This is a genomic window from Thermodesulfobacterium hydrogeniphilum (assembly GCF_000746255.1).
GTDB classification, from domain to species: Bacteria; Desulfobacterota; Thermodesulfobacteria; order Thermodesulfobacteriales; family Thermodesulfobacteriaceae; genus Thermodesulfobacterium; species Thermodesulfobacterium hydrogeniphilum.
In genome coordinates, this window is record NZ_JQKW01000008.1 from 18,684 (window position 1) to 44,065 (window position 25,382).

The 25,382-nt window shown below is 30.5% G+C and carries 36 protein-coding genes, 1 tRNA gene and 3 pseudogenes; 7 read left to right on the plus strand and 33 right to left on the minus strand.

The window, feature by feature from the left end; translation table 11 throughout:
* Positions 1-36: 36 nt before the first annotated feature.
* A complete protein-coding gene (locus tag CC87_RS03825) occupies positions 37-1,218 on the plus strand; it encodes an MFS transporter (RefSeq protein ID WP_038056375.1) in 1,182 nt (393 codons plus the stop codon).
* On the opposite strand, the gene CC87_RS08610 is transcribed toward CC87_RS03825, so the two are convergent.
* The 5 genes from CC87_RS08610 to CC87_RS03850 are packed head-to-tail and all read right to left on the minus strand — an operon-like array spanning position 1,212 to position 5,460.
* The gene (locus tag CC87_RS08610) at positions 1,212-2,963 is read right to left on the minus strand and encodes a GGDEF domain-containing protein (RefSeq protein WP_051920533.1); all 1,752 of its coding nucleotides are present in this window, start codon (positions 2,961-2,963) and stop codon (positions 1,212-1,214) included. The genes CC87_RS03825 and CC87_RS08610 overlap by 7 nt on opposite strands.
* 57 nt (positions 2,964-3,020) lie before the next feature.
* Entirely contained in the window at positions 3,021-3,584 is a 564-nt protein-coding gene (locus tag CC87_RS03835) for an isochorismatase family protein (protein ID WP_038056377.1), read from the minus strand.
* Positions 3,585-3,597: 13 nt separating this feature from the next.
* Complete coding sequence (gene ruvA / locus CC87_RS03840; protein WP_051920535.1) at positions 3,598-4,221, minus strand: Holliday junction branch migration protein RuvA; 624 nt, start codon at positions 4,219-4,221, stop codon at positions 3,598-3,600.
* A gap of 1 nt (position 4,222) precedes the next feature.
* Positions 4,223-4,714: a crossover junction endodeoxyribonuclease RuvC gene (locus CC87_RS03845; protein WP_038056379.1), complete on the minus strand. Its 492-nt coding sequence runs from the start codon at positions 4,712-4,714 to the stop codon at positions 4,223-4,225.
* The gene (locus CC87_RS03850) at positions 4,711-5,460 is read right to left on the minus strand and encodes a YebC/PmpR family DNA-binding transcriptional regulator (RefSeq protein ID WP_038056381.1); all 750 of its coding nucleotides are present in this window, start codon (positions 5,458-5,460) and stop codon (positions 4,711-4,713) included. Before CC87_RS03850 ends, CC87_RS03845 begins: the two co-directional genes overlap by 4 nt.
* Positions 5,461-5,571: 111 nt before the next feature.
* On the opposite strand from CC87_RS03850, the gene CC87_RS03855 reads away from it, so the two are divergent.
* Positions 5,572-5,659: transfer RNA gene (locus CC87_RS03855), tRNA-Leu, on the plus strand.
* A gap of 61 nt (positions 5,660-5,720) precedes the next feature.
* On the opposite strand, the gene CC87_RS03860 is transcribed toward CC87_RS03855, so the two are convergent.
* From CC87_RS03860 to CC87_RS09410, 3 genes are all read right to left on the minus strand, one after another.
* Entirely contained in the window at positions 5,721-6,554 is an 834-nt protein-coding gene (locus CC87_RS03860) for a Wzz/FepE/Etk N-terminal domain-containing protein (protein ID WP_038056383.1), read from the minus strand.
* A 379-nt stretch (positions 6,555-6,933) separates the two neighbouring features.
* On the minus strand, positions 6,934-8,361 hold the full coding sequence (locus CC87_RS03865) for a sugar transferase (RefSeq protein WP_038056385.1): 1,428 nt from the start codon (positions 8,359-8,361) through the stop codon (positions 6,934-6,936).
* 83 nt (positions 8,362-8,444) lie between these two features.
* On the minus strand, positions 8,445-8,651 hold the full coding sequence (locus CC87_RS09410) for a transposase (RefSeq protein WP_169740258.1): 207 nt from the start codon (positions 8,649-8,651) through the stop codon (positions 8,445-8,447).
* An 869-nt stretch (positions 8,652-9,520) separates the two neighbouring features.
* Here CC87_RS09410 and CC87_RS03870 point away from each other — a divergent pair.
* The 5 genes from CC87_RS03870 (at position 9,521) to CC87_RS03890 (ending at position 15,008) form a co-directional block, all read left to right on the plus strand.
* Positions 9,521-10,936 (plus strand): flippase, encoded by a 1,416-nt coding sequence (locus CC87_RS03870; protein WP_038056387.1) that lies wholly within the window; start codon positions 9,521-9,523, stop codon positions 10,934-10,936.
* Positions 10,920-11,864 carry a sulfotransferase family protein gene (locus CC87_RS03875; RefSeq protein WP_038056389.1) on the plus strand — a complete coding sequence of 315 codons (945 nt, stop codon included), beginning with the start codon at positions 10,920-10,922 and terminating at the stop codon, positions 11,862-11,864. The genes CC87_RS03870 and CC87_RS03875 overlap by 17 nt, the downstream gene beginning before the upstream one ends.
* A gap of 240 nt (positions 11,865-12,104) precedes the next feature.
* Complete coding sequence (locus tag CC87_RS03880; protein ID WP_169740259.1) at positions 12,105-13,172, plus strand: O-antigen ligase family protein; 1,068 nt, start codon at positions 12,105-12,107, stop codon at positions 13,170-13,172.
* The gene (locus tag CC87_RS03885; RefSeq protein ID WP_038056393.1) at positions 13,138-13,926 is read left to right on the plus strand and encodes a glycosyltransferase; all 789 of its coding nucleotides are present in this window, start codon (positions 13,138-13,140) and stop codon (positions 13,924-13,926) included. The genes CC87_RS03880 and CC87_RS03885 overlap by 35 nt, the downstream gene beginning before the upstream one ends.
* Complete coding sequence (locus tag CC87_RS03890) at positions 13,923-15,008, plus strand: glycosyltransferase (protein WP_038056395.1); 1,086 nt, start codon at positions 13,923-13,925, stop codon at positions 15,006-15,008. Before CC87_RS03885 ends, CC87_RS03890 begins: the two co-directional genes overlap by 4 nt.
* Before the next feature lie 485 nt (positions 15,009-15,493).
* Here the strand turns inward: CC87_RS03890 and CC87_RS03895 are convergent, their stop codons facing one another.
* From CC87_RS03895 to CC87_RS04000, 25 genes and pseudogenes are all read right to left on the minus strand, one after another.
* Positions 15,494-16,540, minus strand: coding sequence for an ATP-binding protein (locus CC87_RS03895; protein ID WP_038056398.1), 1,047 nt, complete (start codon positions 16,538-16,540; stop codon positions 15,494-15,496).
* Positions 16,541-16,571: 31 nt separating this feature from the next.
* Positions 16,572-17,063, minus strand: a complete 492-nt coding sequence (locus tag CC87_RS03900; RefSeq protein WP_038056400.1) for a hypothetical protein — start codon at positions 17,061-17,063, stop codon at positions 16,572-16,574.
* Positions 17,064-17,412: 349 nt separating this feature from the next.
* Positions 17,413-18,489 carry a glycosyltransferase family 4 protein gene (locus CC87_RS03905; RefSeq protein WP_038056402.1) on the minus strand — a complete coding sequence of 359 codons (1,077 nt, stop codon included), beginning with the start codon at positions 18,487-18,489 and terminating at the stop codon, positions 17,413-17,415.
* Complete coding sequence (galE, locus tag CC87_RS03910; RefSeq protein ID WP_038056405.1) at positions 18,486-19,475, minus strand: UDP-glucose 4-epimerase GalE; 990 nt, start codon at positions 19,473-19,475, stop codon at positions 18,486-18,488. The genes CC87_RS03905 and galE overlap by 4 nt, the downstream gene beginning before the upstream one ends.
* 31 nt (positions 19,476-19,506) lie before the next feature.
* Positions 19,507-19,630, minus strand: a pseudogene (locus CC87_RS09415) (hypothetical protein); the annotation flags it as partial.
* Between the two features lie 75 nt (positions 19,631-19,705).
* A complete protein-coding gene (locus tag CC87_RS03915) occupies positions 19,706-19,885 on the minus strand; it encodes a PIN domain-containing protein (protein ID WP_038056407.1) in 180 nt (59 codons plus the stop codon).
* On the minus strand, positions 19,873-20,067 hold the full coding sequence (locus tag CC87_RS03920; RefSeq protein WP_038056409.1) for a hypothetical protein: 195 nt from the start codon (positions 20,065-20,067) through the stop codon (positions 19,873-19,875). The genes CC87_RS03915 and CC87_RS03920 overlap by 13 nt, the downstream gene beginning before the upstream one ends.
* A gap of 151 nt (positions 20,068-20,218) precedes the next feature.
* Positions 20,219-20,398 carry a type II toxin-antitoxin system VapC family toxin gene (locus tag CC87_RS03925; RefSeq protein ID WP_038056411.1) on the minus strand — a complete coding sequence of 60 codons (180 nt, stop codon included), beginning with the start codon at positions 20,396-20,398 and terminating at the stop codon, positions 20,219-20,221.
* Positions 20,399-20,566, minus strand: a pseudogene (locus CC87_RS09420) (PIN domain-containing protein); the annotation flags it as partial.
* A gap of 22 nt (positions 20,567-20,588) precedes the next feature.
* A complete protein-coding gene (locus CC87_RS03930) occupies positions 20,589-20,810 on the minus strand; it encodes a hypothetical protein (RefSeq protein WP_038056413.1) in 222 nt (73 codons plus the stop codon).
* Between the two features lie 117 nt (positions 20,811-20,927).
* A complete protein-coding gene (locus CC87_RS03935) occupies positions 20,928-21,152 on the minus strand; it encodes a type II toxin-antitoxin system HicA family toxin (protein ID WP_038056417.1) in 225 nt (74 codons plus the stop codon).
* Entirely contained in the window at positions 21,112-21,366 is a 255-nt protein-coding gene (locus CC87_RS03940; RefSeq protein WP_051920537.1) for a type II toxin-antitoxin system HicB family antitoxin, read from the minus strand. Before CC87_RS03940 ends, CC87_RS03935 begins: the two co-directional genes overlap by 41 nt.
* A 114-nt stretch (positions 21,367-21,480) precedes the next feature.
* Positions 21,481-21,579 (minus strand): annotated as a pseudogene (locus CC87_RS09425) (type II toxin-antitoxin system HicA family toxin); the annotation flags it as partial.
* Positions 21,580-21,603: 24 nt separating this feature from the next.
* Positions 21,604-21,813 (minus strand): type II toxin-antitoxin system HicB family antitoxin, encoded by a 210-nt coding sequence (locus CC87_RS03945; protein WP_038056419.1) that lies wholly within the window; start codon positions 21,811-21,813, stop codon positions 21,604-21,606.
* Positions 21,814-21,929: 116 nt separating this feature from the next.
* Entirely contained in the window at positions 21,930-22,142 is a 213-nt protein-coding gene (locus CC87_RS03950) for a type II toxin-antitoxin system HicA family toxin (RefSeq protein WP_038056421.1), read from the minus strand.
* On the minus strand, positions 22,135-22,353 hold the full coding sequence (locus tag CC87_RS03955) for a type II toxin-antitoxin system HicB family antitoxin (RefSeq protein WP_038056423.1): 219 nt from the start codon (positions 22,351-22,353) through the stop codon (positions 22,135-22,137). Before CC87_RS03955 ends, CC87_RS03950 begins: the two co-directional genes overlap by 8 nt.
* A 79-nt stretch (positions 22,354-22,432) precedes the next feature.
* Complete coding sequence (locus CC87_RS03960; protein ID WP_038056426.1) at positions 22,433-22,702, minus strand: type II toxin-antitoxin system RelE family toxin; 270 nt, start codon at positions 22,700-22,702, stop codon at positions 22,433-22,435.
* Positions 22,687-22,884, minus strand: a complete 198-nt coding sequence (locus tag CC87_RS03965) for a hypothetical protein (protein WP_038056428.1) — start codon at positions 22,882-22,884, stop codon at positions 22,687-22,689. Before CC87_RS03965 ends, CC87_RS03960 begins: the two co-directional genes overlap by 16 nt.
* Positions 22,885-22,995: 111 nt before the next feature.
* A complete protein-coding gene (locus tag CC87_RS03970) occupies positions 22,996-23,289 on the minus strand; it encodes a type II toxin-antitoxin system RelE/ParE family toxin (RefSeq protein WP_038056430.1) in 294 nt (97 codons plus the stop codon).
* Positions 23,270-23,497 (minus strand): addiction module protein, encoded by a 228-nt coding sequence (locus CC87_RS03975; RefSeq protein WP_038056432.1) that lies wholly within the window; start codon positions 23,495-23,497, stop codon positions 23,270-23,272. The genes CC87_RS03970 and CC87_RS03975 overlap by 20 nt, the downstream gene beginning before the upstream one ends.
* 128 nt (positions 23,498-23,625) lie before the next feature.
* The gene (locus CC87_RS03980; protein ID WP_038056434.1) at positions 23,626-23,910 is read right to left on the minus strand and encodes a DUF2442 domain-containing protein; all 285 of its coding nucleotides are present in this window, start codon (positions 23,908-23,910) and stop codon (positions 23,626-23,628) included.
* A gap of 4 nt (positions 23,911-23,914) precedes the next feature.
* Positions 23,915-24,172, minus strand: a complete 258-nt coding sequence (locus CC87_RS03985) for a DUF4160 domain-containing protein (RefSeq protein ID WP_038056436.1) — start codon at positions 24,170-24,172, stop codon at positions 23,915-23,917.
* A gap of 106 nt (positions 24,173-24,278) precedes the next feature.
* Positions 24,279-24,626: a tetratricopeptide repeat protein gene (locus CC87_RS03990; RefSeq protein ID WP_038056438.1), complete on the minus strand. Its 348-nt coding sequence runs from the start codon at positions 24,624-24,626 to the stop codon at positions 24,279-24,281.
* 86 nt (positions 24,627-24,712) lie between these two features.
* A complete protein-coding gene (locus CC87_RS03995; RefSeq protein WP_038056440.1) occupies positions 24,713-24,982 on the minus strand; it encodes a type II toxin-antitoxin system RelE family toxin in 270 nt (89 codons plus the stop codon).
* Positions 24,966-25,178, minus strand: coding sequence for a hypothetical protein (locus tag CC87_RS04000; RefSeq protein ID WP_051920539.1), 213 nt, complete (start codon positions 25,176-25,178; stop codon positions 24,966-24,968). Before CC87_RS04000 ends, CC87_RS03995 begins: the two co-directional genes overlap by 17 nt.
* Between the last annotated feature and the right edge of the window lie 204 nt (positions 25,179-25,382).

The window sequence follows — 25,382 nt, forward strand, 5'->3', positions numbered from 1 at the left end:
TTTTTAAATTATTTTAGCGGATTTTTAAATTAAAAAATGTCTGAAAAATTTAATAAAAAACTTTTTTATATAAGCTTTATTTATTTCTTTTCAGGGCTTCCTTTTGGTTTTTTTTATACTTTTATACCTGTCTTTTTAAGAACCAAGGGGGTATCTCTTGCCACTATAGGTTTTTTTTCTATAGCAGGACTTCCTTGGAGTTTAAGACTTCTTTTTGCTCCTCTTATAGACAGATATTTTTATAAAAATTTTTGGATGGGAATTTCTTTAATAGGAATTTCTTTAAATATTTTAGCCCTTTCTTTTTTTTCTCCTGCTGAGCATTTATTCTTCCTTTTTCTCTTGGGGTTAACCTTTTTTTCTACTTTATTTGATACCTCAGCTGATGGTTTTGTAGTAGAATGGATACCTCCCAAATTCTTTGGAAAAGCCAATGGTTTTCGTATTTCTGCCTATAGAGTATCTCTCATTATTTGTGGAGGAGGTGCTGTTGCTCTGAGTCATTATTTAGGATTTAAACCCATTTTTTATATAATCAGTATTACTGCTTTTTTAGCTGGTATTTTTTTAATTTTAAACAGTTTTTTAAAAACCCAAGCTAATAAAGGTGATCTTTCTTTAAAAGCTCAATTTATAGAACCTTTTAAAGAGATTTTAAAAAGAGAAAAGGCTTTTTACCTTCTTCTTTTTGTGTTTACTTATAAAATAGGAGATGCCCTTCTTGGAGCCATGGTTTATCCTTTTTGGGTAGATAAAGGATTTAGCAGGCTTGAAATAGGATTTATATCTGGAATGATAGGAAGTGTGTTAACAATTTTAGGTTCTCTTTTAGGAGGTTATCTTTCAAGTCTCTGGAGTATAAGGAAGTCTCTTTTTATCCTCGGATTTTTGCAATCTTTATCCAACTTAGGCTATGCTTTGGCGTCTCTGCCTCAATTTCCTAAGGAAACAGTTTATTTTGCTTCTTTTTTTGAAAGCTTTACAGGTGGACTTGGCACTGCTGCTTTTTTAACTTTTTTAACTGGTCTTTGTAAAAAAGAATTTTCCTCTACTCAATATGCGGTTTTTTCTACTCTTTTCAGCTTATCTCTTACCTTATCAAGAAGTTTAGCAGGATTAGGAGCTACTTACTTGGGATATACCTGGTTTTTTACCTTTACTTTTTTTGTTTCTTTACCAGCTTTTTTACTTATACCTATAATTACCAAGAATCAATAATTTTCATCAGTCCAGAATTCTTTTTTAAATCTTACAACCCTGTTTCTTCCAAGTTCTTTAGCTTTATAAAGGGCAACATCTGCATATTTTATTGCTTCCCATATAGCCGAGGTATCTACAGGAAATTCTGATACTCCTATAGAAATAGTCCTTTTTATTACACCTTGAGGTATTTTAAAATCGGTAGTTTCTATAATTTTTCTCAATTTTTCAGCTATTTTTACACTTTCTCCTTCTTTAACATCTACTAAAAGTATTAAAAATTCTTCTCCTCCAAATCTAACCACTATATCTGATTTTCTTACATTAGAAGCTAAAAGCCTGGCAGTTTCTTTTAAAATTATATCTCCTGCATCATGCCCATATTTATCGTTTACAGACTTAAAATAATCCAAATCACACATAAGAATACCCAAGGTTGTTCGTCTTCTTAAAACCTGAGCCACTAAATTTTCTAAAGTAGCTTCCAGAAAATGTCTGTTGTATAACCCTGTGAGTGCATCTTTGAAACTTTGTTCTTTCAAACTCTGAGCATATCTTTTAGCTTCTATTACAGGAATAGCTTCTTTTATAAATGCTTTAACCTTCCTTAGTTTTTCTTTTAACTGATTTTTCTCTTCTAAGGACTTGTTCTTGGGAATGTGAATTTCTATTATACCTATACATTGTCCTCCATACATCATGGGAATACAATAATAATCAAATTCATCTTTAAATGGAAAAATCTTGCAAATATCAGGAAATTCTAAAGAGGTTACTGTTTGTCCTGTCCTTTTGGCTCTACATCTATTAGCATTAAAAAGCTTTTCTGAGGGATAATCCAGATCTTCACGAGAAACATATACAGGTCGCATAGTATTTTGAGAATTGGAAACCTCGTAAATAATAACTGAATCAATATTTAATATATGTTGCAAATAATAACCCAATCTTTCATAAACCAGATCTGGAGTTTCATCATTTTCAATAGTATGCTTAAACAAAGCAAGTGTTCTAAAATTTTTAATAATCTCATTCACCTTGGTTATTAATTTCCCTATTTCATCTTGAGCTGGATATTCAAATATACAAGATTGAGCATCTTCTATCCAAAAATCTTCTTTTTCTTCCATCAAATTGTCCAGTCTCTCTGAAATCCTGTCTAAGGGTTTTTTCACCATATAATAAAATGCCCAAGTTCCCCATGTTAAAAATACAATCATTACAAAAAACATAATATATTTTAGATAGTTTAATATCTTTCTATACTTTTCTATACGTTTCTCAAAAGTGATTCTTCTATTGTTGAAAAATTTATTTATTTCTAAAAAATCCTTTTCTAAAGTTTTTAAATCATTTAAATCATAGGAAGATGTTTTTTGAGATAAGATGTTCCTTATTTCTCTAATATGAGATTCAAGCTGAGGATATTCATAAATAGCTTTATCCAAAACTGGTAAAAATTTTTTTAAATTCTCTTTAAGAGTAAAAAAATTACGGGAAGTTTTTTGTTGATTAATATAAATTAAAGCCTTAGTTGTTAAAAGTTCGTATTCGTAGGGAACTTGTTTTTGTAAATTTGTAGTTTTATAAAGTAAAAAATAAAAATAAAAAGCAATAAAAAGATTTATAAAAAAACAGGATCCAATAATAAACCCTACTTTCCAGTACAAAGATAAATTTAAAAACCAGCGATATATAGGATATATTTTAAATTTAAGTCTTGTCCAAGTTTTTGAAAAATCTTTAATTATATTTTTTTCCATAATTTTGGCATTTTAAAGCTATAATTTAAAAATTTCAAGAAGCATAACGTATTTTTTTTATTTTATATATTTCACCATTTTTTTAAACTCTTCTGTTCCTGCTCTTTCCAATACCTGGAAAATCAAGGTTTCTGTATCAGCTACCACTCCTCCTGCTAAAGATACAAGCATAAGCCCGGTTTCCCAATTTTGTTTTTTTCTACTACAAACAGCATCCTTGGGAAGATAAACTATATAATCTTTATTTAATAAATCTAAGGCAGTTTGATAAACGCAGATATGTGTTTCTATACCTGTTAAAATTACTTTTTTTCTGTTATTTTTCTCCAACTTTTCCATAAATTTAGGCTCTAAACAGGAATTAAAAGTTATTTTTTCTATGGGTTCATATTCGGGTAAAACTCTTTTGATTTCTTCAACAGTTTGACCTAATCCTTTGGGATACTGCTCTGTAAGCAAAATAGGAATATTGTAAATTTTGCAAAGTTCTATAAGAATAATATTGTTTTGTATTACTATTTTCGCTATATCTTCAGGCATAGCTTTTACAAGTTTTTCTTGAATATCTATTATAACCAAAATTACTTCTTCAGGTTTTAAAAAGTATTTAAATGGCTCCATAAATTCCTCCTCTTTATTTAAAAGTCTCTTCTTTTAATTTGGGTGCAAGTTCTTTTAAAGCTTTTTTAATCAATGTATCCAAAGTATCATCTTCGGTAAAGACTTTGTATAAAATTTTTTCAATCTCTCTACTATTAAAACCTAAACTAATAAGACAACCCTTAGCCTCTTCCAAAAGCATTTCTTTTTCAACAGGCAAGGTTATCCCTTTGAAAGGAGTTTTTATAAAAAGATTTTTAAGTTCTAAATAGAGTTTTTCTGCTCTTTTAGGGCCTATTCCTGGAACCTTAGCCAGTTCTTGAATATTTTTTTCCAGAATCAATCTTCTTAAAGTTTCAGGAGAAAAAACAGAAAGCATATTTAAAGCAAGCTTAGGTCCTATTTTGGAAATAGTATTTAGTTTAAGAAATAATTCTCTTTCTTCTTTTTCTAAGAAGCCATAAAGTTCTATATATTCATTTTTTCTTATTATGGGAACTATATAAAGCTCTATTTCCTTTTCTAAAAAATTATTTCTTATTAATTCTACTATATTTAAAGGAAGTAAAATTTCCCATGTTAAAAAACTCTGAGTTTGAAGAAGAAGTTTGTTAGGAGGATTTACCGCTCTAACATAGCCTTTAATAGCATAAAACATTTTAACCTCTCAACTCTAAAGCTAAAAGCAAAGCCAGGGCTAAGGCATCTATCTTATGATCATCCTCTTTTTGTAAAGTTTCCACTTCAAGGATTCCATTTTTAAAAAACAGATTAAAAACTCTGGAAATAGCATCTTTTTTAGCTTTTCCATTTTGAGTAAAAATTTTTTTAATCTCAGAAGGGTGATAAATTTTAACCGGTATTTTATATAAACCTGCAATCAGCAAAACTATAGCCTGAGCCTGTGCCAGTTTGGCTGAAGCAGTGGGATAAGTTTTAGCAAAAACCTCCTCTAAAGCTATATAATCAGGCTGATAATTTTCTATTATATTTTTTAAACCATTATACAAATAAACTAACTTATCACTTATATTTTTCAAATTTTTTGTATTAAAGGTTTGCCAATCTTTTAATTTATAAAAACTTTTTTCTACTTCTAAAAATGCATAAGCCAGATTGTTAAGACCTGGATCTATGCCTAAAATTTTCATTTATTTAAATTTTCCATTATATTTTCAGGGATATCAAAATTAGCATAAACTTGTTGCACATCATCATGTTCTTCTAAAGCTTCCATTAATTTTAAAAGTGTACCTGCTGTGGATTCATCCTGCACAGGAACGGTTGTCTTAGGAACCATGGTAACCTTAGCAGAAATTATTTTAATTCCAGCATCCTCTAAGGATTTTTTAATTTCTTCAAATTGAGAAGGTTCAGTGATTATTTCTATTTCACTTTCATATTCTTTAGTATCTTCAGCACCTTTTTCTATAGCAATTTCCAAAACTTTTTCTTCATCTTCCTTAGGAACCACTATAAGACCCTTCTGTTCAAAAATCCAGGCTACTGCACCTGGTTCAGCCAGGTTTCCACCGTGTTTACTAAAAAGGTGTCTTAATTCAGAAACTGTTCTTCTTCTGTTATCTGTAATGGCCTTAATTAAAATAGCTACTCCACCAGGACCATATCCTTCAAAAGTAGCTTCTTCATAATGAGTTCCTTCTTCTAAACCAAGAGCTTTTTTAATAGCCCTTTCTATATTTTCCTTAGGCATATTAACCGCACGAGCTGATTGAATGGCAGCTCTAAGTCTGGGGTTTAGTTCTGGATCTCCACCACCTCCTGTTCTAACAGCTACTATAATTTCTCTAATAAGCTTAGTAAAAAGCTGACCTCTTTTAGCATCTTGAGCTGCTTTTTTTCTTTTAATTTGTGCCCAATGGGAATGTCCTGCCATAAAATCACCCCTTTATAAAAATTTTTATTTTCTGAGAATTTTCTATAAGTATAATAGGTCTTGCTAAAATTTCAAATTTTATTAAAATATTAAAATGTATATTGTAAAATAGCCGAGGTGGCGGAACTGGAAGACGCGGCGGACTCAAAATCCGCTGGGGGATGACCCCGTGCGGGTTCGACTCCCGCCCTCGGCACCAGAAACAATCAGTATATTCAATCTTAAGAGTAAATTTTTATTCTCTAAATTCTATTATTTTTCTAACTTATATTATGGTACTTCCTTGCTTCTGAAAGCCATTCCATAAATAAAGCAAGAAAAACTGCCATAAAAAGAGAAGAAATAAATGTTACAGCAATTATGAGAACTCTTTTAGGCTTGTAAGGTTTATCAGGGATAATAGGATCATTCAGGGGCACAAGAACCTTCCTTACAAACTCCTTTTCCAATTTTAACCGCTCAATTCTTGCCTGTAAATCTATAATTTTCTCTTCAATTTCCACAGGATTAAAGCCAAGATACAGCTCTCTTTTATTCTCAAACTTATTATATAAAATTGTTCGTAATTTTTTTAGCTTCTCAATATTTCCTTCTATATTTTTTATACGTGTGTCTATCTCTCTCAACCGTTGATTTGTAACCATTTGAGTATATGGATTTTCCTTTATGTAAGATAGTACACTATTTATAACTTGTGGAATCAAAGTTCTATCATAGGTATATACTTCAAGAGAAAAAACATTTTTAGATTTATTTCTTCTATCAACCTTTAATTTTATCTCTTTTATCTTTTTAACATTTTCCAAAGATAGTTTCAACTCTTTACTAATTTCTTCGTATTCTTTATCTTTTAAAAGATTGTTTAAATAATTTACCATTGCCTTTATCTCTTCAAAACTAATACTTCCAGATCTTCTAAGAGCTATCTCTGATTTATATACAGGAGAAAGAAAAAAACTTATTATTCCAGCCAAAAATGTCACAATTACAACAAATCCCACTATGAATTTAAAATGTTTTTTAAGCTTTAAATATATTTCATAAAGATCTATTTCATCTTCCATGTAGGTTTCAAATTTGTTCTTCTCCTGCACCACTTATTCTCCTTAAAAAAATTAAATATTTTTTTATATTGGTTTTTTATACATCCATTCAAGAATCTTTTAAGTTAATTGTTTTTAAATATAACACATATTATTCATAAAACAAAATGCCACACCAAGATGTGCTTACAAATTTAAAATGTCACACTTGATTACTATTTTAGAATGTCACATTTGGAGTAAATTCTTCCTCCTAAAAAATGAATTAGCAGGAGGGGAAGTAAAAATGGAAATAGGACTGTCCCATTGAAACAAATGTTTCATTTAAAATTCCAGACACAATTCTCTTGACAACTGCCTTATAAGGGGGCTTGTTCCCCAGGAGGTTACTCCAATTTTTACCTTACACAAGATATTGTACACTACTTACTTAATAAGCTCCTTCTCTTTTCAAAACTACTTTGATAGTTTTAAAAAGTATAATTATATCAAGCCAGAGGGACCAATTAAGAACATACCAGGTATCAAGTTTTACACGAAAATTATAATCCGTATTACTTCTACCACTAACCTGCCACAAACCAGTAATACCAGGTTTAACCATATAATAAAATTCCGCGAATTCTTTATAATATTTATCCAGCTCTTCTTTAACCACAGGCCTTGGACCAACAAAACTCATATCTCCTATTAACACATTAATCACCTGGGGTAGCTCATCTAAGGAAGTTTTTCTTAAAAATTTTCCAACCCGAGTTACTCTCGGATCGTTTTTTAATTTAAAATAAGTTTCCCATTCTTTTTTTGCTTGTGGATCAGTTTCCAAAATTTTTTTTAATCTTTCTTCTGCATCTACATACATAGTTCTAAATTTTATTACTTTAATTTCTTTGCCACCTTTACCAATTCTTCTATGAACAAAAAACACAGGCCCTTCAGAGTCAAGTTTTATTAAAATACCTATTGCTAAACAAAAAGGAATAAAAATAGGCAAAATTAACAACCCCAAAGTTAAGTCAAAAATTCTTTTAATCATCTGATTTAATTTTGATTGTAAATTGTTATTTATTTTCAACAAAAACAATTGTTCCATAAAAAGATAGTAAATTTTGCTATTCATTAAGGCTATCCCTTTTAATTCTGGCACAACGAAAACCTCTTTTACATACCTTTGAACGAAGTTAACGAGCTTACAGAGATCTTCTTTAGAAAGCGAGGGAATGGCAATTATTACTTTTTGAACCTTGTCTTTTTCAATTATTTGCGGCAATTCTCTTATTTTTCCTAAAATTTTATAAACTTTATCGTTTACTTTTACATCTCTTTCTCCATTTTCCACTTTATCGTCAATAAAACCCACCAATTGATAGCCTAAATACCGATCTCCTTCTATCTCTCGAGCAACAGCTTTTCCAGCATTTCCAGCACCAATTATTAAAATTTCTTCTCTCCCAATTTTTAACTTACTCAACAGGATTTTTTCAATGTACCTAAAAAATGGAAATACAAATAATGCATAAAACCAAAGAAAAACTAATACCAATCTTGAAATTTTATCTGACATTTTTCCCAAAGATACTATAGCAAAGGTAACGATAGCTGCAATGGTTGTTGCCTTAACTATCTGACGCGCCTCTTCCCAAAAAGGTAATCGCTTAGTATAAAGTCCTTCATATCCTATAAAAAAAATATAAATTAATGGGATCCACCAAAGCTTTACGAAGTAAAACAGATGTAATGTAAAACTAACTTTAATATATTTTGATAAAGATAAATCTAAAACTTTCCTGGTGTAATAAGCCAAAAGAAGAGAAATATAGAAAGCCAAAGTATCAATTATTAAAAGGAGTAAACTCATTATCCCTCTCCTTTACTCACTTTCTCTAGGACTGTCCATCCATTTGTGTAAATTTTATTATAGCCTATCTTCAAATAAAATCACTATCTGGCTGTAGATATGTGGCCAATCCTTAATCTTGGTCCATTTACGTTCCAGCTCCATAGCTGCCATATATCTTCTGCTGCTTTCCTAAATTTGCTATTTACACTCTCTATAATATTTGTAGTATACATAACCCGCCTTATCTCTAACGGATATCTGAAAAATGCTGTAAGTGTATTCCAGTTTGTCTCCCAACTCTTTACCACATGTGAATAAGGAACAGGAAAAAAAATTGTGTAAAGGGGGAAGAAAGAGTAAATTGAATAAAAAAATTAAAAAAATAAAGTTTTAATAACGGGGGTTAAAAATACCTAAAAAATACTCCTATCCTTTCTCCGAAGACTGGTTAGAAGAAATTGTTAAATCTATTCAACAGCAAAAATCTCAAGGACTTAAGCCCATCCTTCTTTATCTCCTTCAGTGCCTTCTAAACTCCATCATGCTTAAAGAAAAAGAACTTTTCCTTAAATCTCACCTAGAAAACTCCTCAAATGGCTTCTACCACAGAAACCTTTACCTCTCCTTCGGTAACCTTAATCTTGAAATCTCTCGTGTCAGATTCGGCAACTCCTTCCGACCCTCTATCCTTCCCCAGGTTTTGAATTTATATTTTTTGATAATACTTTTCAACCTCTTGCCCAGAGGGTATAATTAGTGAAACACTATGCCTGAATCTCTTTTCTCATTCAAGAAACATCTTCAATAATTTATTAACTTCATTTCTCGCTTAATATCACTATCTATAAATAAACAAATCTTCTCAATCATACCAACATAAGGCAAAAATTTCGTCATATAAATACTCAGTTAATAACTTTTTCCGTCTATTTTAAGACTTCTTAGCTCCTGTCTTTTGATTATGAAAAAAAGAATATAGGTATTCATTTTCCATAATCTTATGAGGTTTAACTTAGGGCAAATATTCGCAAAGGAGCTTTATTTTTTCTTTTAAAAATCCGAAGTTTTGTTATAATATTTTACGTGTAAGAGTTTAGGCATAAGTAAAAAAGATTAGCAAGGGTTTAGACATTAAAATAACGGAGCGGAAAGAAGAATTAAGAACATTTGTTGATTTATGAGAATGTTTCAAGAGGGTATTGAAATTTTGATCAGAAATCGGGGTAGCTCTGGAACGAAAATTATAGAAAAAATAAAGACCAAATTATCTGGAGATATACATTTCAAAGAACTTGTCCAGGGTGGGTTAACTTTTCTTATTTTACGAATTCTTGGAATGGGGGTAGCTTATGCTTTTACTTTAACAGTAACAAGAAATCTTGGGGCTTCTGCCTGGGGTATATTTGCTTTAAATTTTACCGTTCTCCAGATAACATCTGTAATAGGAAGGCTTGGACTTGATACGGCACTCCTAAGATTTATAGCCGAGTATAACGCTCAAGGTAAAGGAAAAACCGCAAAATATGTATACTTTAAATCAATAAGCCTGGTTATTCCATTTTCCTTAACCCTTTCGGTAACTCTTTATTTTTTAGCACCTATATTGGCTGAAAGTGTTTTTAATAAGAAGTATTTAAATCCTTATATAAGACTGATGGCTTTTGGAGTCTTACCTTTCACATTGCTTTTTATAAACTCTGAGAGCTTGAGGGCGTTTAAGAAAATAAAAGAGTACACTACTTTTCAAAATTTATTTCCTTTCTTGGTAGCTCTATTTGTAGTTTGGACAAGTTTTACATTTCTAAACTTTAAGAAGACTGAACTTGTTCTGATTGCTTTTATACTTGGTATAGTTACATCCCTTATTTTTAGCTCAGTATTCCTCTGGAAGGAATTAAAGAAACTCAGCGGAAAGAAGGAAAATATTAACATAAGATATATACTTTCAGTTTCTTTTCCTATGCTCATGTCAAGCTCTTTAGCTTTTATAATGGCCTGGACAGATACTATAATGCTGGGTATTTTTAGAACAGAAGAGGAAGTGGGAATTTACAATGTAGCTGTTAGACTGTCCATGATTACAAGCTTTACTCTTGTAGCTATAAACTCCATTGCCGCTCCCAAATTTGCCGAGTTTTGGGGGAAGAAAGACATCAAAGGTCTTGCAAGAGTTGCCCAGCAATCAACAAAGCTGATATTTTGGACTTCTTTTCCGGTATTACTAATTTTTTTAATCTTTCCGAAACCGATACTTTACATATTTGGAGAGGAATTTAAAACTGGAGCATTAGCATTGATGATTTTAACAATTGGACAATTTGTAAATGCAGCTGCCGGGAGTGTAGGGTATATACTACAGATGACGGGTCATCAAAAATTTCATCAAAATGTTGTGCTGATAGGAACATTGTTGAATATACTACTAAATTGGATGCTTATTCCAGCATATGGAATTGTGGGTGCAGCTATTGCAAGTGCTATAAGTATGATTTTTTGGAATATAGTTTTTAGTGTAAAGGTTGCTTCTATATTGAACAAATCAATTTTTTATATCCCTTTTTATAGGGAAAAGTTCGATGACCAGTATAGTTGAAAAACAAACAAAAGCAATTCAAAATAATGGAAGGGTTAAAGTAATCTATATTGCTGGTGAAGGGAGAAGTGGAAGTACTTTACTAGAAAGAATATTAGGACAACATCCCAAAATATTTGCTGCTGGGGAACTTAAACATATATGGGAGAGAAGCTTTATAGAGAATCAACTTTGTAGTTGCGGAAAAAGCTTTTACGATTGTGATTTTTGGAAGCTTGTGAGAAAGAGATTCCATGAATATTATGGTGAAATTGATTATAAAAGCGTCATAGAAGCTTTTAAAAAGACCTGCAGAATTAGGCATTACTTGTTTAGAAAAAATCTCAACAATAAACATTCAAAATTTATAAATGGAGTTTATCTGGCATTGTATAAAGCTATATCAGATGTTTCAGGGAAGGAGTTTGTTATAGATGCTTCTAAACACCCTGTATTTGCTCATATATTGGCTCAAAATCCAGCAATAAAGTTATATGTAATCCATTTAATAAGAGATCCCCGAGCAGTAGCATATTCGTGGCAAAAGAAAAAGATTAGACCCGAAATAACAGATAGGGTTGAGTATATGCCCAGGTATTCTATAGTTAGAAGTGCGGTTTCATGGGGTATTGTTAATAAAATAAGTTATAATCTTTCAGAGTTTGATAATATCAAATATATCTTAATTAAATATAAAGATTTAATTTTTGATCCTAAAAATACATTATTGAAACTTTATAAGTTTTTAAACATTAAAGAAAATTTTGAGAGTTTATTTTTAGATGAAAAAACGATCTTTTTCTCGAAAAATCATACAGTAGCAGGGAATCCAATAAGATTTAAGGTAGGAAGAATACAATTAGAAATGGATAATGAATGGAAAGAAAAAATGCCGAGATATAAACAGCTTTTAGTATATTTATTAGTAGGGTTAATGTTTTCTCCCTGAATCAAAAAATTTTTATGAGATATTATGCAATTATTTGTAATTTTGATTAGCCTTTTTTATATTTTATATCCTTATCAAGATATATACATTTTAGCTAAACATATAAAACTATATTATTTAGTTTATGTTATATTGGGATACTTCATTTTGCTATTAACGATTTCAAATATAAAAATTTTTTTATTAGCAAAAAAATATTTTCAATTTTCAATTATTTATTTTTTGTTAATGATCTGGTTTATGCTTAGTATTACTTGGAGTGTAGATCCAAATAGGTCTATTTTTGTTTGGATAAAATATTTTATCTATTTTACAATAGGTTTTATCTTATTTATATTGTTGAGTATTAACTTTACGAAAACTATTGCTATTATTGCGAAATCAACATTTGTTTCGTCTATAATTATTTCTTTTGCTTATCTTTTAAAATTTGCTAAGTATGGAATTTTAATTTTAACTTCAGGAAAGGCTACAATGGCCAATATTGCTTCAATTGCATCTATAAATGTGGGTTTTGGTGGAGGAAGAAATCTTTTAGCATCTTGGATAACTTTTTCTCTCACATTTGCATTTCCTATATTGTACACTCAGGTATCAAAAAAAATTAAAATCGTGTTATTATTTGGAGTATTAGTCAATTTTATTGTAATTATACTTACTCTTTCTAGAACTTCTCAGTTAGCATTGTTAATATTTGCATTGTTACTAATTTTTTATAACGAAAAAAATATTTTAAAAAATTTATCTATAAAGATGCTATCTAGTTTATTTGGTTTGCTAATTATTATTATCTTCAATCCTATCAATTTAAGAAATTTTCTATTCAACAGATTTATCCTTGCTATAAAATCATTAGCAGGAGAGATAGAAGATTATGGAGTACTTGGAAGAATAGAGTTATGGACTTATGCAATTAAAAGCATAGAAGAAAAATTTTTTACAGGAACAGGAATCGGGACTTTGTATGGAGGATTGAATGAAATAGGAGGTGTTCAAAACTATCATAATGTATTTTTGCAATTTTTTGCTCAAATAGGATTTATAGGATTTATATTATTTGTAATTTGGACATTATGGCTATTTATTATGGCTTATAAACTTCATAAATTTTACTTTTTTAATTTTAGATTAAAGCTTATAGCTTACATAATATTGCTTAATTTTATTGTATATTATTTTAAATCATTGTTAATGTTTCAATATTTTGACTTAGAGATTTGGACAATTATACCAACTATTTTCGCACTTTATTATTTGAAAGAAAAAGTTCAAAATGAAAAGTATATGTGTTCTAATTCCTCATTTTAATGATATAGAAGGATTAGAAAAATCATTAGCTTCCATATCTGATTTAGAACCAGTAGATGTTGTAATTGTAGATGATGGAAGTAAGATCAAGCCTAATTTAGAGAATTTGCGAAATAAGTATAAACAAATAAATAATATCTACATATTAAACAACAAAAAAAATAGAGGGATAGAATACGTTTTAAATCAAGGTTTGCAATTTATCAAAGAAAGAAGATACAAATATGTAGCAAGGCTTGACTGTAGGGATATTTGTCATCCCGAGAGGTTTAAGATACAAAAGCAGCTTTTAGAAGAGAATCCAGATATATATCTTGTAGGAACATGGGTTGAGTTTGTTAATAAAAATGGTAAAAGAATTTTTTTCTTTACCCCCCCCACCGAACATGAGGAAATTAAAAAGAAAATGTTTATAAATAATATGTTTATCCATCCTTCAGTGATGTTTAGAACACAAGCAATTGATATTATTGGGTACTATCCAACAGATAGAAAAAATGCAGAAGATTATGCTTATTTTTTTAGATTTGTAAGGAATTTTAAAACAGCAAATATAGACAAGATTCTTTTAAAATGTGAGGTTAATCCTGCAGGACTTTCATTAAGTAAAAGGAGACTTCAGATAAAGAGTAGAATCAAAGTAATACTGGATAATTTTGATTTGTCTTTTTACGCTTTTTATGGGCTGTTTAGAAATTTGTTACTTTTGTTTATTCCGTATAAATTAGTAGAACTTTTAAAGAGGCAAAAATGAAAATCGTTCATATTGTTGAACCATTTGCTGGTGGTACTTATGATTTTTTAGTAGATTTAACTAATAATCTTTCTGAATATAGACATATAATTATTCATGGTAAACGGGAAAATACACCTGAAAATTTTGAAAAAGATTTCCCTCCGGGAACAGAATTTATATATTGGCAAAATGCTACAAGAGAAATAAACCCTAAAAAAGATTTAAATGCCTTATTTGAATTATTGAGTATTTTAAAGAAAATAAACGATATAGATATAATACATCTACATTCTTCCAAAGCAGGTTTTTTGGGGAGGCTTGTTGCAAGGATTTTGGGTTTATCAGATAAGATTATTTATACATCTCATGGAGTTTCTTTTCTTAGGAAAGATGTTTCTAAATTAAAACAGAGAATGTTTGTATATCTTGAAAAATTTGCTACAAAATTAGGTGGTAGAGTTGTTGCATGTTCAAGGTCAGAGGCAGAAGAGTTCAGAAAATACGGGATAAATGCAGAATACATTTACAATGGAGTTGATTGCGGATTTGTAAACTATAGAAGAGATCAAAATAAAAATATAATTATAATAGGAACCATCGGAAGAATAACCTATCAAAAAAATCCAATTTTATTTAATGAGATTGCTGAATATTTTTCTAATAAAAAGAATGTTAAATTTTTATGGATTGGAGACGGGGAATCAAAAGAAGAATTAAAATCCAAAAATATAGAAATAACTGGTTGGCTACCTAAAGAAAAGGTTAGCAATTATTTGAATAGCATTGATATTTATCTCTCAACATCACTATGGGAAGGATTGCCTTTATCAGTATTACAAGCAATGTGTAAAGGAAAACCTTTGGTTCTTTCTGATTGTGTTGGGAATAGAGATTTAGTTAAAAATAATGTTAACGGTTTTCTATATAAGACGAAAGAAGAAGCTATTAAAAATCTTGAAAAACTAATTTGTGATAGTACCCTTAGGTTAAAATTTGGACAGGCATCTTTAAATATTGTTAAAAAAGATTTTTCTGTTAAAAATACAGTAAGTAGGTATAAAGAGCTATATAAAAAGGTTAAAAATAGTAAAGATAGTTAACCAAAGAAAATTGAATTATCGTGATATTTCGTTAATTATGTCTTAAAAATATTTTATCATACTATCCCTTGTAACCAATAGATCAAAAAGTTTGCCGAAACAGATAAATTGAAAATTTGGATGTTGTTTGGAAGGAAGAAGTCTCTCCTATAGGACTGTACACCTATTTGTGTAAATTTTATTATAGCCTATCCTCAAATAAAATCACTATCTGGCTGTAGACATGTGGCCAATCCTTAATCTTGGTCCATTTACGTTCCAGCTCCATAGCTGCTATATATCTGCTGTTGCTTTCCTAAATTTGCTATTCACACTCTCTATTGTGTTCTTCGTATACATTGAAAGTGCTCTCTTGTTTGTGCAATTTTTTATAATCTACCTCACAAAGTAAAGCTATATGTGTATCCACAAATGCTCAACATTTAATAAGCTAACAACATTTATTCCCAAACTTCAATCCTATAATATATAGCCTTCACCTATCCTCATACTACCTCCTTTATCGCCCTCCATAAAAGCCTGCTCTGGGGTCTAACTGTCCCCTCCATCGGATTGTAAAAAAGTACATTTTCCTCTATCCAAAAAAGTAGCTTATCAAAATGTTCTTCAAACTGATTCTTTGTTGTCTCCCAATGCTCCTTAAAATTTAAAAGAAGGCTCCAGATCTCTTTGCCATCCTCTCTTTTTTTGAGTTTCTTAAGCTTAATCCACTCAAGCCTTGCCCTTTCATTCTTAAGCATCCTCTTTAAAGCCTCTTCCTCCTTATAGCTCCTTTTCTTCTCCTCAAACAAACTTACCATATCCCCTATCTTCCCACCTATATAATCCCACACAAGCTCTTTATTTCCAAAACCAAATTCTTCATACACCCTAAAAGCCTCCTCCTTCCCCAAATCATCCACAAGAATGTACTTTGCCCTACCCTCAAGCCGAGCATTACTATACACATCCTCTATAAACAAACAATCACTCGTCGCACACAAACAGTGACATAAATGCGTTTCCTTTGTCATTCCTACTAAAAAATTAAACAACTCATGAATCACAGGTTTCCCTACAGTGTTTATCACCTCCTTTATACTCTGCATCTCATCAAGCACAAACACAGGCACATCTCCACACTCTCTTATACCCTCAAATATTCCCTCTAAATACTTAAATATATTCTCCACCTTTTTCTCACCAAAAATTACATCAAATATCCTTTCAGGAATAGGTATCCCCTTAAATCTTTTCACCGCCCGTGCGCTCTCCTTAAAAAACTCCGTTATTATCTCCCGTATATCTTCCTGATACTCACCCCTCCTTATATCAAAAAGCACCTGTAATAAATTGTTAATATCTGCTACATACCTCCACCTAAAATTTATGTAAAACACCCTATAATTTTCAGGGAGTTCCTCAAATACCTTTATAAGAAGGGCTGTTTTTCCACTATTTATCGGCCCATACACAAAATAAACAAAATTCGGCTCCCCGCTCAAAACTGCTTTCATCTCCTTTATATATCTCTCTCGATTGTAAAATGGCATGACTTTACTCCTCTAAATTCTTTTTAATAAGTTACACCCTTTCAAGTAAAAGTTCTATCCCTTTTTCGTATATCCGGCTATTCCCTGTCACCCTTAGTTCAAGAGGATAGTAAAATAAAATCTCCCTCTCCGCCCACTTCTGTAGAAATTTCCTCTTATCCTCTTTTAATCCTCTAATACTATAATAGCCTTTTTCTACTATTTCTTTTACCACTTTTCTAAAAAATTCGTCTATCTCCGTATATGCAAGCCATGCTTCATGCTCTAAAAACTCTTTCAAATTCACTCCTTTTTTACACACCTCTAAAACCTTTAAAATATCCGCTATACACCCTCCATAATAATCCCATATTAATTCTATCTCCTTTTCGCTAAATCCTTCAATCTTTAACCACTCCTCTACTTTTCCTTTTGATAAATGATCAATCTTGTAAAATGAAGAAGTCTTCTTAAGCTTCGCACCATTATATATCCTCTCTATAAACACTGTGTTTAAGGTTAGGATCACTGTCTTTATCCACATCTAAAACAACTTCTTCCCTTTAAATAGTTTTTCTATTCCTTGGTAATATTATTTTAACCAGCTTCTACACTCTTTTCAACTAAAATTTTAGGACTGTCCATCCATTTGTGTAAATTTTATTATACTTTATCTTCAAATAAAATCACTATCTGGCTGTAGATATGTGGCCAATCCTTAATCTTAATCCATTTACGTTCCAGCTCCATAGCTGCCATATATCTTCTGCTGCTTTCCTAAATTTGCTATTTACACTCTCGAATTGTACTAAAATTTTAAATAAAGCATTTAGAGTGCCCAAAATTTGGGGGTATTGTACCACTATCAGCTACCAGTACAAACAGAATAAGTTTTACTTATAAATTTTAAACCTTTTTAAATTTAAAATCTTCCAGTAAAGATAAGTATATAAAACTACAAAAATAAAAGAGCATAAAATTAAAATCTTGGTATTATCCCAAAAAATAAGAGCTGGAACCACTCCAAATGCATTTAATACCCAGAGAAAAACAGAAGTAGTAGGATTCCTATATTCTGGCTTATCTACCCCAAGTAGCTTTTTTATTAAAATTTTGTAAAAAATAGTATGTAAATGAATTCCATCAGGTTCCATAGCAGATCGTTTTGCTAATATTTTTCTTCTATATATAGAAAATATAGTCTCATATACAGGATAAATATTTACTAAAAGTGCAAACCAGGCCGAAACCTCGGAATGCTTTTTTACAAGTAAAATACTGCATATTCCTATCAAAAATCCTGTAAAATAAGCTCCTCCATCTCCTAAAAATATTAATCCAAAAGGATAATTTAACAGAAAAAAACCAAGTAATGCAAAAGTTGAAACAACACAAATACTGGTTATTTCATAATCTCCTAATTTATAAGCCACATAAGCTATAGCCATAAAAATCATCATAGCTACCATACTGGCAAGTCCATTGAAACCATCTATAATATTTATAGCATTAGAAATTCCTACCAGAGCAAAAACAGTAAACAAAAAAGAAAGAGCCGAAATCTGAATAAATTTATCTATAAAAGGTATGTCAAGCCGTGTGATAGATATATTAATTACTAAATAAGCTAAAATCGCAGAAAAAGTTATTAAAAGTATCCTTATTCTGGGCTTGAGCTTTCCTGTAAGGTCTTCCAAAAATCCAGCTAAAAATGCAGGAAGAGAAATTAAAATTAAATAAGCAAAATTAGAAGAGAAATGTTCTGCCCTTAAATATGCTGCAAGTAAAGCTATAGAAACTCCTATAAAAATTGCAAAACCACCAATTCTGGGAGTTGGGACAACATGAAAAGTCTGAGGACCAATATGCAAATGATCTGTTATTAAAATCTTTATTTTTTTAGAAAAATGAATAATAAGAACATTTAGAAAAAATGACAGGAAAAAAGCTATAGCAGCGTATTTAATCATAAATTATCTCTATTTTTAATACATTCCCAATTCCAGGCTGTTTTTATTATAAACTCAAGATTATCATATTTTGGCTTCCAGCTGAATTTTTTCTTTATTTTTGAGTTATCTGCAATAAGAACCGCAGGATCTCCAGGTCTTCTCGGTGCTTCCACCACTTTAAAGTTTATTCCTGTTACTTTTTTTACAGTTTCTATAACCTCTCTAACAGAAAAGCCTCTTCCATATCCACAATTCAAAACTTCACTCTCTCCACCATCAAGAAGATATTCAAGTGCTATAAGATGAGCTTCTGCTATATCCATTACATGTATATAATCTCTTACACATGTCCCATCAGGAGTAGGATAATCAGTTCCGTATATTTCAAGTTTTTCAAATTCTCCTTTTGCTGTTTTTAATGCTCTTATTATCAGATGAGTGGGCTCTGGATAGGCAAATCCTATTTTTCCTTCAGGATCTGCCCCTGCAACATTAAAATATCTTAAAGACACATATTTAAAACCATTTCCAGAATTTGTTAAATTTCTAAGAATCCTCTCTACAGTTGCTTTTGTTTCTCCATAGGGATTTATTGGATTTAAAGGTTCTGTTTCTGGAATGGGTATTTTTTCAGGAACACCGTAAACTGCAGCAGATGAGGAAAATATAAAATTTTTAACTCCAACTTCTTCCATAACTTCAAGAAGATTTAAGGTATTTACCACATTATTTCTATAATATTTTAAAGGGTCTCTAACACTTTCAGGAACAACAATAGAAGCTGCAAAGTGCATAACTGCATCTGGCTTGAATTCTTTGAAAACTTTTCTCAGCGTTTCTTTATCTGCAAGATCAGCTTTTATTAATTTACCATAAAGTACCGCCCATTCATGCCCTGTTGAAAGATTGTCATAAGTAAGAATGTCATATCCTTTTTCTCCTAAAAGTTTAACTACATGAGAACCAATATATCCTGCTCCACCTGTAACTAAAATCTTAGCCATAGTTTTTATACCTTCTCTTTTAATTTAAAAATTATTCATGTCTCCCATAAATATCATCAATTCTTATTATATCATTTTTTTTCTAAATATTCTACGCTTTGCACCTCAATTATTTCTGAAGGAATCTTACCTGGATTCTCAAAGCGATGCGAAACTGTATAGCTCCCCCAGGGTCTAAGAAACTGTTTTATACTTAAGCACACTTGGATGTCCGTCTTTCTTAAGCAAATTCACTTGATTTTATTTAATTCTCTCTTGTTAAGTGTGCCATAATATAATTCCATTAGTGTAATAGCACTTAATGCTATATTTGTCCTTTCTAATTTATCAAAAATCTTTTTTGTAGTTTCGTTGCCCTTTAAGTATTCTATAATTACATCTGTATCACATAAAATTTTTACATTCTCCATGCTTTTTCTCTTAATCTTTCTTTAGTAATATCTCTATCTTTCCAAATACCAAAAATTTCCTCCAATTTGTGTCCTTTTTTAGATTTTTGAGATTCTCGTATTTTAACGAAAGGTAATCGTTTTAAAAAGCTTATTAAAGCTCTTCCTTCTTTATTATTTTCAACTTCTAAAATAACTCGCATAATTTTCTCCTTTTTTATCTCTTAAGTTTTAAATTTCTTGCTATCTTCATTTTAGCATATTCTTTAAACTTTTCTACCGTCAAAACTCAGCAGCAGGCGGGAAGGTCGTCTGCTGAAGGGGATTGTTAGAGGTTATTTCTATTATATATCTTTATCCCTTTAATTCGTTTAAATGTGCTTCATTCAATGTTATTATTGGGAACTTCATTTCTAAAGCTGTTGCTCCTATAAAAATATCTCTAAACTCTATTAGTTGATTATTAAGCTTCAGTTCTTTATAAATCTCAGCAGAACATTGAGCTATCTCATTTGTAAACGGTATTATTTCCAATCACTTCAGTAATTTTTCTAAATCTTCCTTGTGCCTCTTGGTGATAGCTCCGGCGTATAACTCAAACACAGTTATAGTTGAAATAAAACAATTAAAATCTAACTCTTTTAGTTTCCATAAATAACTATTTTGTTTCTTTTGTTTCCGCAAAAATTCTATTATTATGCTGGTATCAACTAGGAAGTATTATTTAAATTGTTTCTATTTTCAATTTATCTATTCTTACTTCAACCTCATTTTCTAAATGATCCCATACTGAAATACTTAAAAAATCTTTTTTCCAATCCTCAGATCTTTTTTCTTTAATTTTTTTCTTTAATATTTTCACTATCTTTTCTTCAAGCTCTAATAATTCTTCTATAGTAAGATTTGACAGTCTTTGTTCTATGTTATTTAAGGATAATCCAAGCATAATTTTTTCTCCAAAGCTTTTTGATTTTCATTTTAAGACTTTTTGATAATTTTTCAATCTAACGCCAAAACTCAGCAGCAGGCGGGAAGGTCGTCTGCTGGAGAGGGTTGTTAAAGGTTAATCTGTTTCAAATTCTTCTCTTGGTAGCCCGGACTGTCTTATAATAGACATTAACGTCCCTTTTTTAATTTCTTTATGGTCTGGGACAGGAACTGTAATAGTACTTTTTCCAATTTGTTTTTGCATTACTATATGACTTCCCTTTTTTCTTACCTCTTTAAACCCATATTTTTGAAGTATCTTACAAACTTCTCTGCCAGAAAGGACTTTCAGCTTCGACAATTGATACCTCAAAAGGAGATATATATATTTCCTCTTTTAATCTTTCTTTTATTTCTTCAGGTGATGCACACTCAAAAAAAAGAGTTACAGCTTCTTCTAAATTCTTTTTTGCTTCTTCAATTGTATAACCCTGACTTGCTATATCCAATTCAGGACATAACGCTACAAACATATCATCTTCTTTTTGAATTATAGCTGTAAGTTTATATTTCATACTTAAATAATAAACTACAAATTCCTTATTTTACAAGTATTTTTTAATGAATTTTTTTAACGCTCAAACTCAACAATGGCGTGTGACACCGTCCGCTGAAGTGGGTTGTTAGGATTATAAAAGTTGCAAAAATTCTTCCATACTTAATCCTGCCTGTTTTAGTATATGAGACAAAGTTGATCTTTTAATCGGTTTGTGGGCAGGTACTATTAATATAATTTAAACTGGGAATTTTACTCATAAAGTTAACTCAATTATTTCGGCTTTTTTTTCTGCAAAAGGAATTAAATCATCTTCTACTGGTTCAAGATATAACTCTATTGCTTCTTTGATGTTTTTAATAGCCTCTTCTACAGTATCACCTTCACTAATACATCCTGGCAAACTCGGAACATATACAGTATATCCACCATCTTCACTTGGTTCTAAAACGATTTTAAGTTTCATTTTTTTACCTCGACTGGGTTATGTGCTTATTTAAAATTCTAATCTTTTTTAAAAATTTTTCAATCTAACGCCTAAGCTCAGTAGCGGGCAATTATCCCGTCTGCTGAAGAGGGTTGTTAGAGTAAATTTTCTTTTCCTTTATCAATAATTTCAAATAATTGCTTTACAATTTTAGGATGTAATGTCTTTCCGCTATGGAAAGGTAAAACAAAGCGTTTATTTCCTTTTATATAAATTCTATGACTTCCTTTGCTTCTAATTAATTTAAAACCAGCCTGTAATAATAACTTTTCGGCTTCAACAGCAGTTAATCTTGGTAGTTTAGGCAACTTTTACCTCTAAAGAAGTGGTTAAAATCTCCTTGTTTAATAAAACTTTCTTTTCTTCTTCGTCTAAAGTTTCTAAATATAATTCTACAGCTTCTTTGATATTTTGTAGAACTTCATCTAAAGTATCTCCCTGTGTATGACAGCCTTTTAGTTCAGGACAGTAAGCATAGTATCCAAACTCATCTTTTTCTATTATTACCGTAACTTTCATTTTCTTCCCTCACAAATTTAATTTTTTCTAACGTCAAAACTCAGCGGCAACGTGTAACGCCGTCCGCTGAAGTGGGTTGTTAGGTTTTTATAATCTTTTCATATTCTGAATGTTTTCCTATCCAAAACCAAATAATACCTTCATCAATTTCTATACCGATAGCTCTATATTTTTTGCCCACTTGAACTGACCAATATCTACCGACCTTCTTTAAATGTAATGAGGGATAATATGGGTTTTCCTTTAAAAGTTCGAAGTTTTTATCTGCTAATTTTTTTATATTTTCAGGCAATTTTTCGTATTCTTCCCAAAAAGACGGACTTGCATAATGTTTTAGAGCTCCCGACATTTACCTGCTTGGAAATCTTTAATAGCTTGTTCTGCTAATTTATCCAGTTTGCCTAATCTAACATCTCTCTCAAATTCTTGATCCCAAAGTTTTTGTTCGTAATCCTCTATCCATTTTAAAAGAATTTTTAAATCTTTTTCTGGTAATTTTTTAATATTTTCAATTATTTCATAAACTTGCATAGGATACTCCTTAAAATTTTTTATTTTTTATTTTAAAACTTTTCAGAATTTTTTCAATCTAACGGCTAAGCTCAGCGGCGGACGGATACGCCGGTCCGCTGAAATGAGTTGTTAGGTTCTAAATCTTTTCTCAATTTTTTTAGGATCTTGCCTACAATCTAAAATTGCATATACTATAACTTCATCCTTTTCAAGTTTATAATATATTGCATAAGGAAACCTTTTGGATAACATTCTATAGAATCCCCAAAACTTTTGATGAACTCCTGCATATAAATGTAGAGATTCAATGTCAGAAAATAATGAATTTAAGAAATAATCACCTAATCCTTCCTTTTGTTTTTCATAAAAAGCATAACCTTCCAATAAATCCTGTTTAGCAGATTCAAGAATTTTTATTTTCATCAACAATTTTCAAAATGTCTTTTTTAGCTTCCTGCCAGCTTAAAATTTTTTCTTTATTTTCTTTTACTCTTTTTTCTCTTACTAATAATTCATCTTTATGCCAGTCTGGTGATGGAACATCTTTTTCTGTTTTTAATAAATCATTCCATATAAATTCTATTAGTTTAAGTTTGTCTTCAACTGTTAAATTGTTAAGTTGAATCTGCATTTTACCTCCTGAGTTAAATTTTGTACTTATTTATGTGCTTATTTAAAATTCTAATCTTTTTCAAAAATTTTTCAATCTAACGCCTAAGCTCAGTAGCGGGCAATTATCCCGTCTGCTGAAGAGGGTTGTTAGATATATTTCCACTCTTTAAATTTCGGCTTTAGATCTTTACGATCTTTAAAAGCTAAGAAATAAAGATATTCAGGAGCTAAATCTGCTCCATTTTCCCATACAATAGTTCCTAATTCTTCATCTACTTTAAATTTCATAAAATTTTTTTTGTCTTTTAAACTTTCAAAAATTTTGCCTTTTAAAGTGTTAAATAAATCTACAACTCCTTCACTTCCATCACTAAAAGTTACTTTTAGTTTATAATCTCCGATATATTTGGCTTTTTTTATTTTTATAAACATACTCTTACTCCAAAGGTGGTATAGGATCCGGAGGATCTCCCTTCTGCATTTTTTCCCAATTTTTTAATAACTCCTCTTTATGTAATTCATACCACTCTAAAACTAATCGTAAAGCTCTTTTGGGAAACTTTCCTTCTACAACTCCAGAGTTAATATCTACAATAATTTCGTATTCACCATATTTAGCGTGAAAGTGGGGTGGTAAGTGATCTTTGTAATACATCATAATAAGAATTCCAAGAAATCTGCTTATTATTGGTATACTTGATTTAAATTATTTTAGAATGCTTTAAAAATTTTTCAATCTAACGCTCAAGCTCAGTGACGGACAATTATCCCGTCTGCTGAAGAGGGTTGTTAGGATTAGATTATATTCTTCTTATCTCCTCTCGTAACTGTTTTAACTCTTCTAAAACTTCTATATCTAAACTGCTCTCTTCTAAAAATTTCTCTGCTAACTTAATAGCTTCTTCTATCAAAAATAGTGCCTCTTCTAATCTTCCTTTCCTCATATAAACTCTTGCTAAACCTTCATATCCATCATGATGTTCAGGTTGAGATAATATTAATTCCTTAAATTTCTTTTCAGCTTTTTCTAATTCTCCTCTTTCAAGGAATTTTATTCCTTCATTATACCAATCCCAGTCATCTTCTTCATGGGCTTTAATATATGGAATTTCTTGCCGTAACTTTTTTAAAAACTTTTCAAGAGTCATCTTTTGTAATATCTTTTTTATTTTTTTCTAACACCCAAGCTCAGCAGCGGCGTGTAATGCCGTCTGCTGAAGTGGGTTGTTAGTTTTCATGGAAAATATTTATAAATCTCTTTCCGAGGTAAAATTCGAACAAAAATTAAAATATTACCTTCAATTTCTAATCCTATCCTATAATCTCCTATCCTTATTCTCCAAAAATTCTTCCCACTTCGCAATTTCTTCAGATCTCCTCTGAACTCTTTCAATTCTTTAATTTTTTCTAACTCTTCAATTAGCTTTTTAATCTCTTCTAAAATATCTTTATCTTTTATTTTCTTTAAGTCTCTTTTAAAACTATTTTCAAACTTTAAGTCCATTTTCGATTATATCCATAATCTCATTTTTACTAACAAATTCATTTTTTCTTCCCTCTTCAATAGCTTTACTTAGGGCAATATCTTCTATAACTTCCTCTATAATCTCTTTTAGCATTTCCCGCTTTTCTGTAAAAATCTTAAAAATTATTTCTTCTAACAGTTGCTTAAGTTCCTGCTCTTTTAAAATTATTTCCATCTTGTTCCCCTATAAATTTAGTTTCAATTTTAATTTTGACACTTTTCAAAAATTTTTCAACCTAACGCCTAAACTCAGCAGCAGCGTGTAACGCCGTCCGCTGGAGGGGTTTGTTAGAAATTAGTGGCATATCCCTCCCGGTAGGGCGCTGTCAACCGTCCCAATGTAGCGATGCTTATTTGTTAGCATTAATTACAAGCTCTT

What these genes read in the sequence shown, in the direction of transcription:
- ruvA (WP_051920535.1), bottom strand. Translation starts at nt 4,221, where the DNA reads ATGTTTTATGCTATTAAAGGCTATGTTAGAGCGGTAAATCCTCCTAAC.
- CC87_RS03960 (WP_038056426.1), bottom strand. Translation starts at nt 22,702, where the DNA reads ATGTCGGGAGCTCTAAAACATTATGCAAGTCCGTCTTTTTGGGAAGAA.
- CC87_RS03920 (WP_038056409.1), bottom strand. Translation starts at nt 20,067, where the DNA reads ATGCGAGTTATTTTAGAAGTTGAAAATAATAAAGAAGGAAGAGCTTTA.
- CC87_RS03940 (WP_051920537.1), bottom strand. Translation starts at nt 21,366, where the DNA reads ATGAAATATAAACTTACAGCTATAATTCAAAAAGAAGATGATATGTTT.
- CC87_RS03875 (WP_038056389.1), top strand. Translation starts at nt 10,920, where the DNA reads ATGACCAGTATAGTTGAAAAACAAACAAAAGCAATTCAAAATAATGGA.
- CC87_RS03895 (WP_038056398.1), bottom strand. Translation starts at nt 16,540, where the DNA reads ATGCCATTTTACAATCGAGAGAGATATATAAAGGAGATGAAAGCAGTT.
- CC87_RS03990 (WP_038056438.1), bottom strand. Translation starts at nt 24,626, where the DNA reads ATGACTCTTGAAAAGTTTTTAAAAAAGTTACGGCAAGAAATTCCATAT.
- CC87_RS03995 (WP_038056440.1), bottom strand. Translation starts at nt 24,982, where the DNA reads ATGGACTTAAAGTTTGAAAATAGTTTTAAAAGAGACTTAAAGAAAATA.
- CC87_RS03945 (WP_038056419.1), bottom strand. Translation starts at nt 21,813, where the DNA reads ATGAAACTTAAAATCGTTTTAGAACCAAGTGAAGATGGTGGATATACT.
- CC87_RS04000 (WP_051920539.1), bottom strand. Translation starts at nt 25,178, where the DNA reads ATGGAAATAATTTTAAAAGAGCAGGAACTTAAGCAACTGTTAGAAGAA.
- CC87_RS03975 (WP_038056432.1), bottom strand. Translation starts at nt 23,497, where the DNA reads ATGCAGATTCAACTTAACAATTTAACAGTTGAAGACAAACTTAAACTA.
- CC87_RS03885 (WP_038056393.1), top strand. Translation starts at nt 13,138, where the DNA reads ATGAAAAGTATATGTGTTCTAATTCCTCATTTTAATGATATAGAAGGA.
- CC87_RS03865 (WP_038056385.1), bottom strand. Translation starts at nt 8,361, where the DNA reads ATGAGTTTACTCCTTTTAATAATTGATACTTTGGCTTTCTATATTTCT.
- CC87_RS03900 (WP_038056400.1), bottom strand. Translation starts at nt 17,063, where the DNA reads ATGTGGATAAAGACAGTGATCCTAACCTTAAACACAGTGTTTATAGAG.
- CC87_RS03870 (WP_038056387.1), top strand. Translation starts at nt 9,521, where the DNA reads ATGAGAATGTTTCAAGAGGGTATTGAAATTTTGATCAGAAATCGGGGT.
- CC87_RS03905 (WP_038056402.1), bottom strand. Translation starts at nt 18,489, where the DNA reads ATGATTAAATACGCTGCTATAGCTTTTTTCCTGTCATTTTTTCTAAAT.
- CC87_RS03955 (WP_038056423.1), bottom strand. Translation starts at nt 22,353, where the DNA reads ATGAAAGTTACGGTAATAATAGAAAAAGATGAGTTTGGATACTATGCT.
- CC87_RS03880 (WP_169740259.1), top strand. Translation starts at nt 12,105, where the DNA reads ATGCTTAGTATTACTTGGAGTGTAGATCCAAATAGGTCTATTTTTGTT.
- CC87_RS03825 (WP_038056375.1), top strand. Translation starts at nt 37, where the DNA reads ATGTCTGAAAAATTTAATAAAAAACTTTTTTATATAAGCTTTATTTAT.
- CC87_RS03915 (WP_038056407.1), bottom strand. Translation starts at nt 19,885, where the DNA reads ATGGAGAATGTAAAAATTTTATGTGATACAGATGTAATTATAGAATAC.
- CC87_RS03890 (WP_038056395.1), top strand. Translation starts at nt 13,923, where the DNA reads ATGAAAATCGTTCATATTGTTGAACCATTTGCTGGTGGTACTTATGAT.
- CC87_RS03850 (WP_038056381.1), bottom strand. Translation starts at nt 5,460, where the DNA reads ATGGCAGGACATTCCCATTGGGCACAAATTAAAAGAAAAAAAGCAGCT.
- CC87_RS03965 (WP_038056428.1), bottom strand. Translation starts at nt 22,884, where the DNA reads ATGCAAGTTTATGAAATAATTGAAAATATTAAAAAATTACCAGAAAAA.
- CC87_RS08610 (WP_051920533.1), bottom strand. Translation starts at nt 2,963, where the DNA reads ATGGAAAAAAATATAATTAAAGATTTTTCAAAAACTTGGACAAGACTT.
- CC87_RS03835 (WP_038056377.1), bottom strand. Translation starts at nt 3,584, where the DNA reads ATGGAGCCATTTAAATACTTTTTAAAACCTGAAGAAGTAATTTTGGTT.
- CC87_RS03970 (WP_038056430.1), bottom strand. Translation starts at nt 23,289, where the DNA reads ATGAAAATAAAAATTCTTGAATCTGCTAAACAGGATTTATTGGAAGGT.
- galE (WP_038056405.1), bottom strand. Translation starts at nt 19,475, where the DNA reads ATGGCTAAGATTTTAGTTACAGGTGGAGCAGGATATATTGGTTCTCAT.
- CC87_RS03980 (WP_038056434.1), bottom strand. Translation starts at nt 23,910, where the DNA reads ATGTTTATAAAAATAAAAAAAGCCAAATATATCGGAGATTATAAACTA.
- CC87_RS03845 (WP_038056379.1), bottom strand. Translation starts at nt 4,714, where the DNA reads ATGAAAATTTTAGGCATAGATCCAGGTCTTAACAATCTGGCTTATGCA.
- CC87_RS03930 (WP_038056413.1), bottom strand. Translation starts at nt 20,810, where the DNA reads ATGCTTGGATTATCCTTAAATAACATAGAACAAAGACTGTCAAATCTT.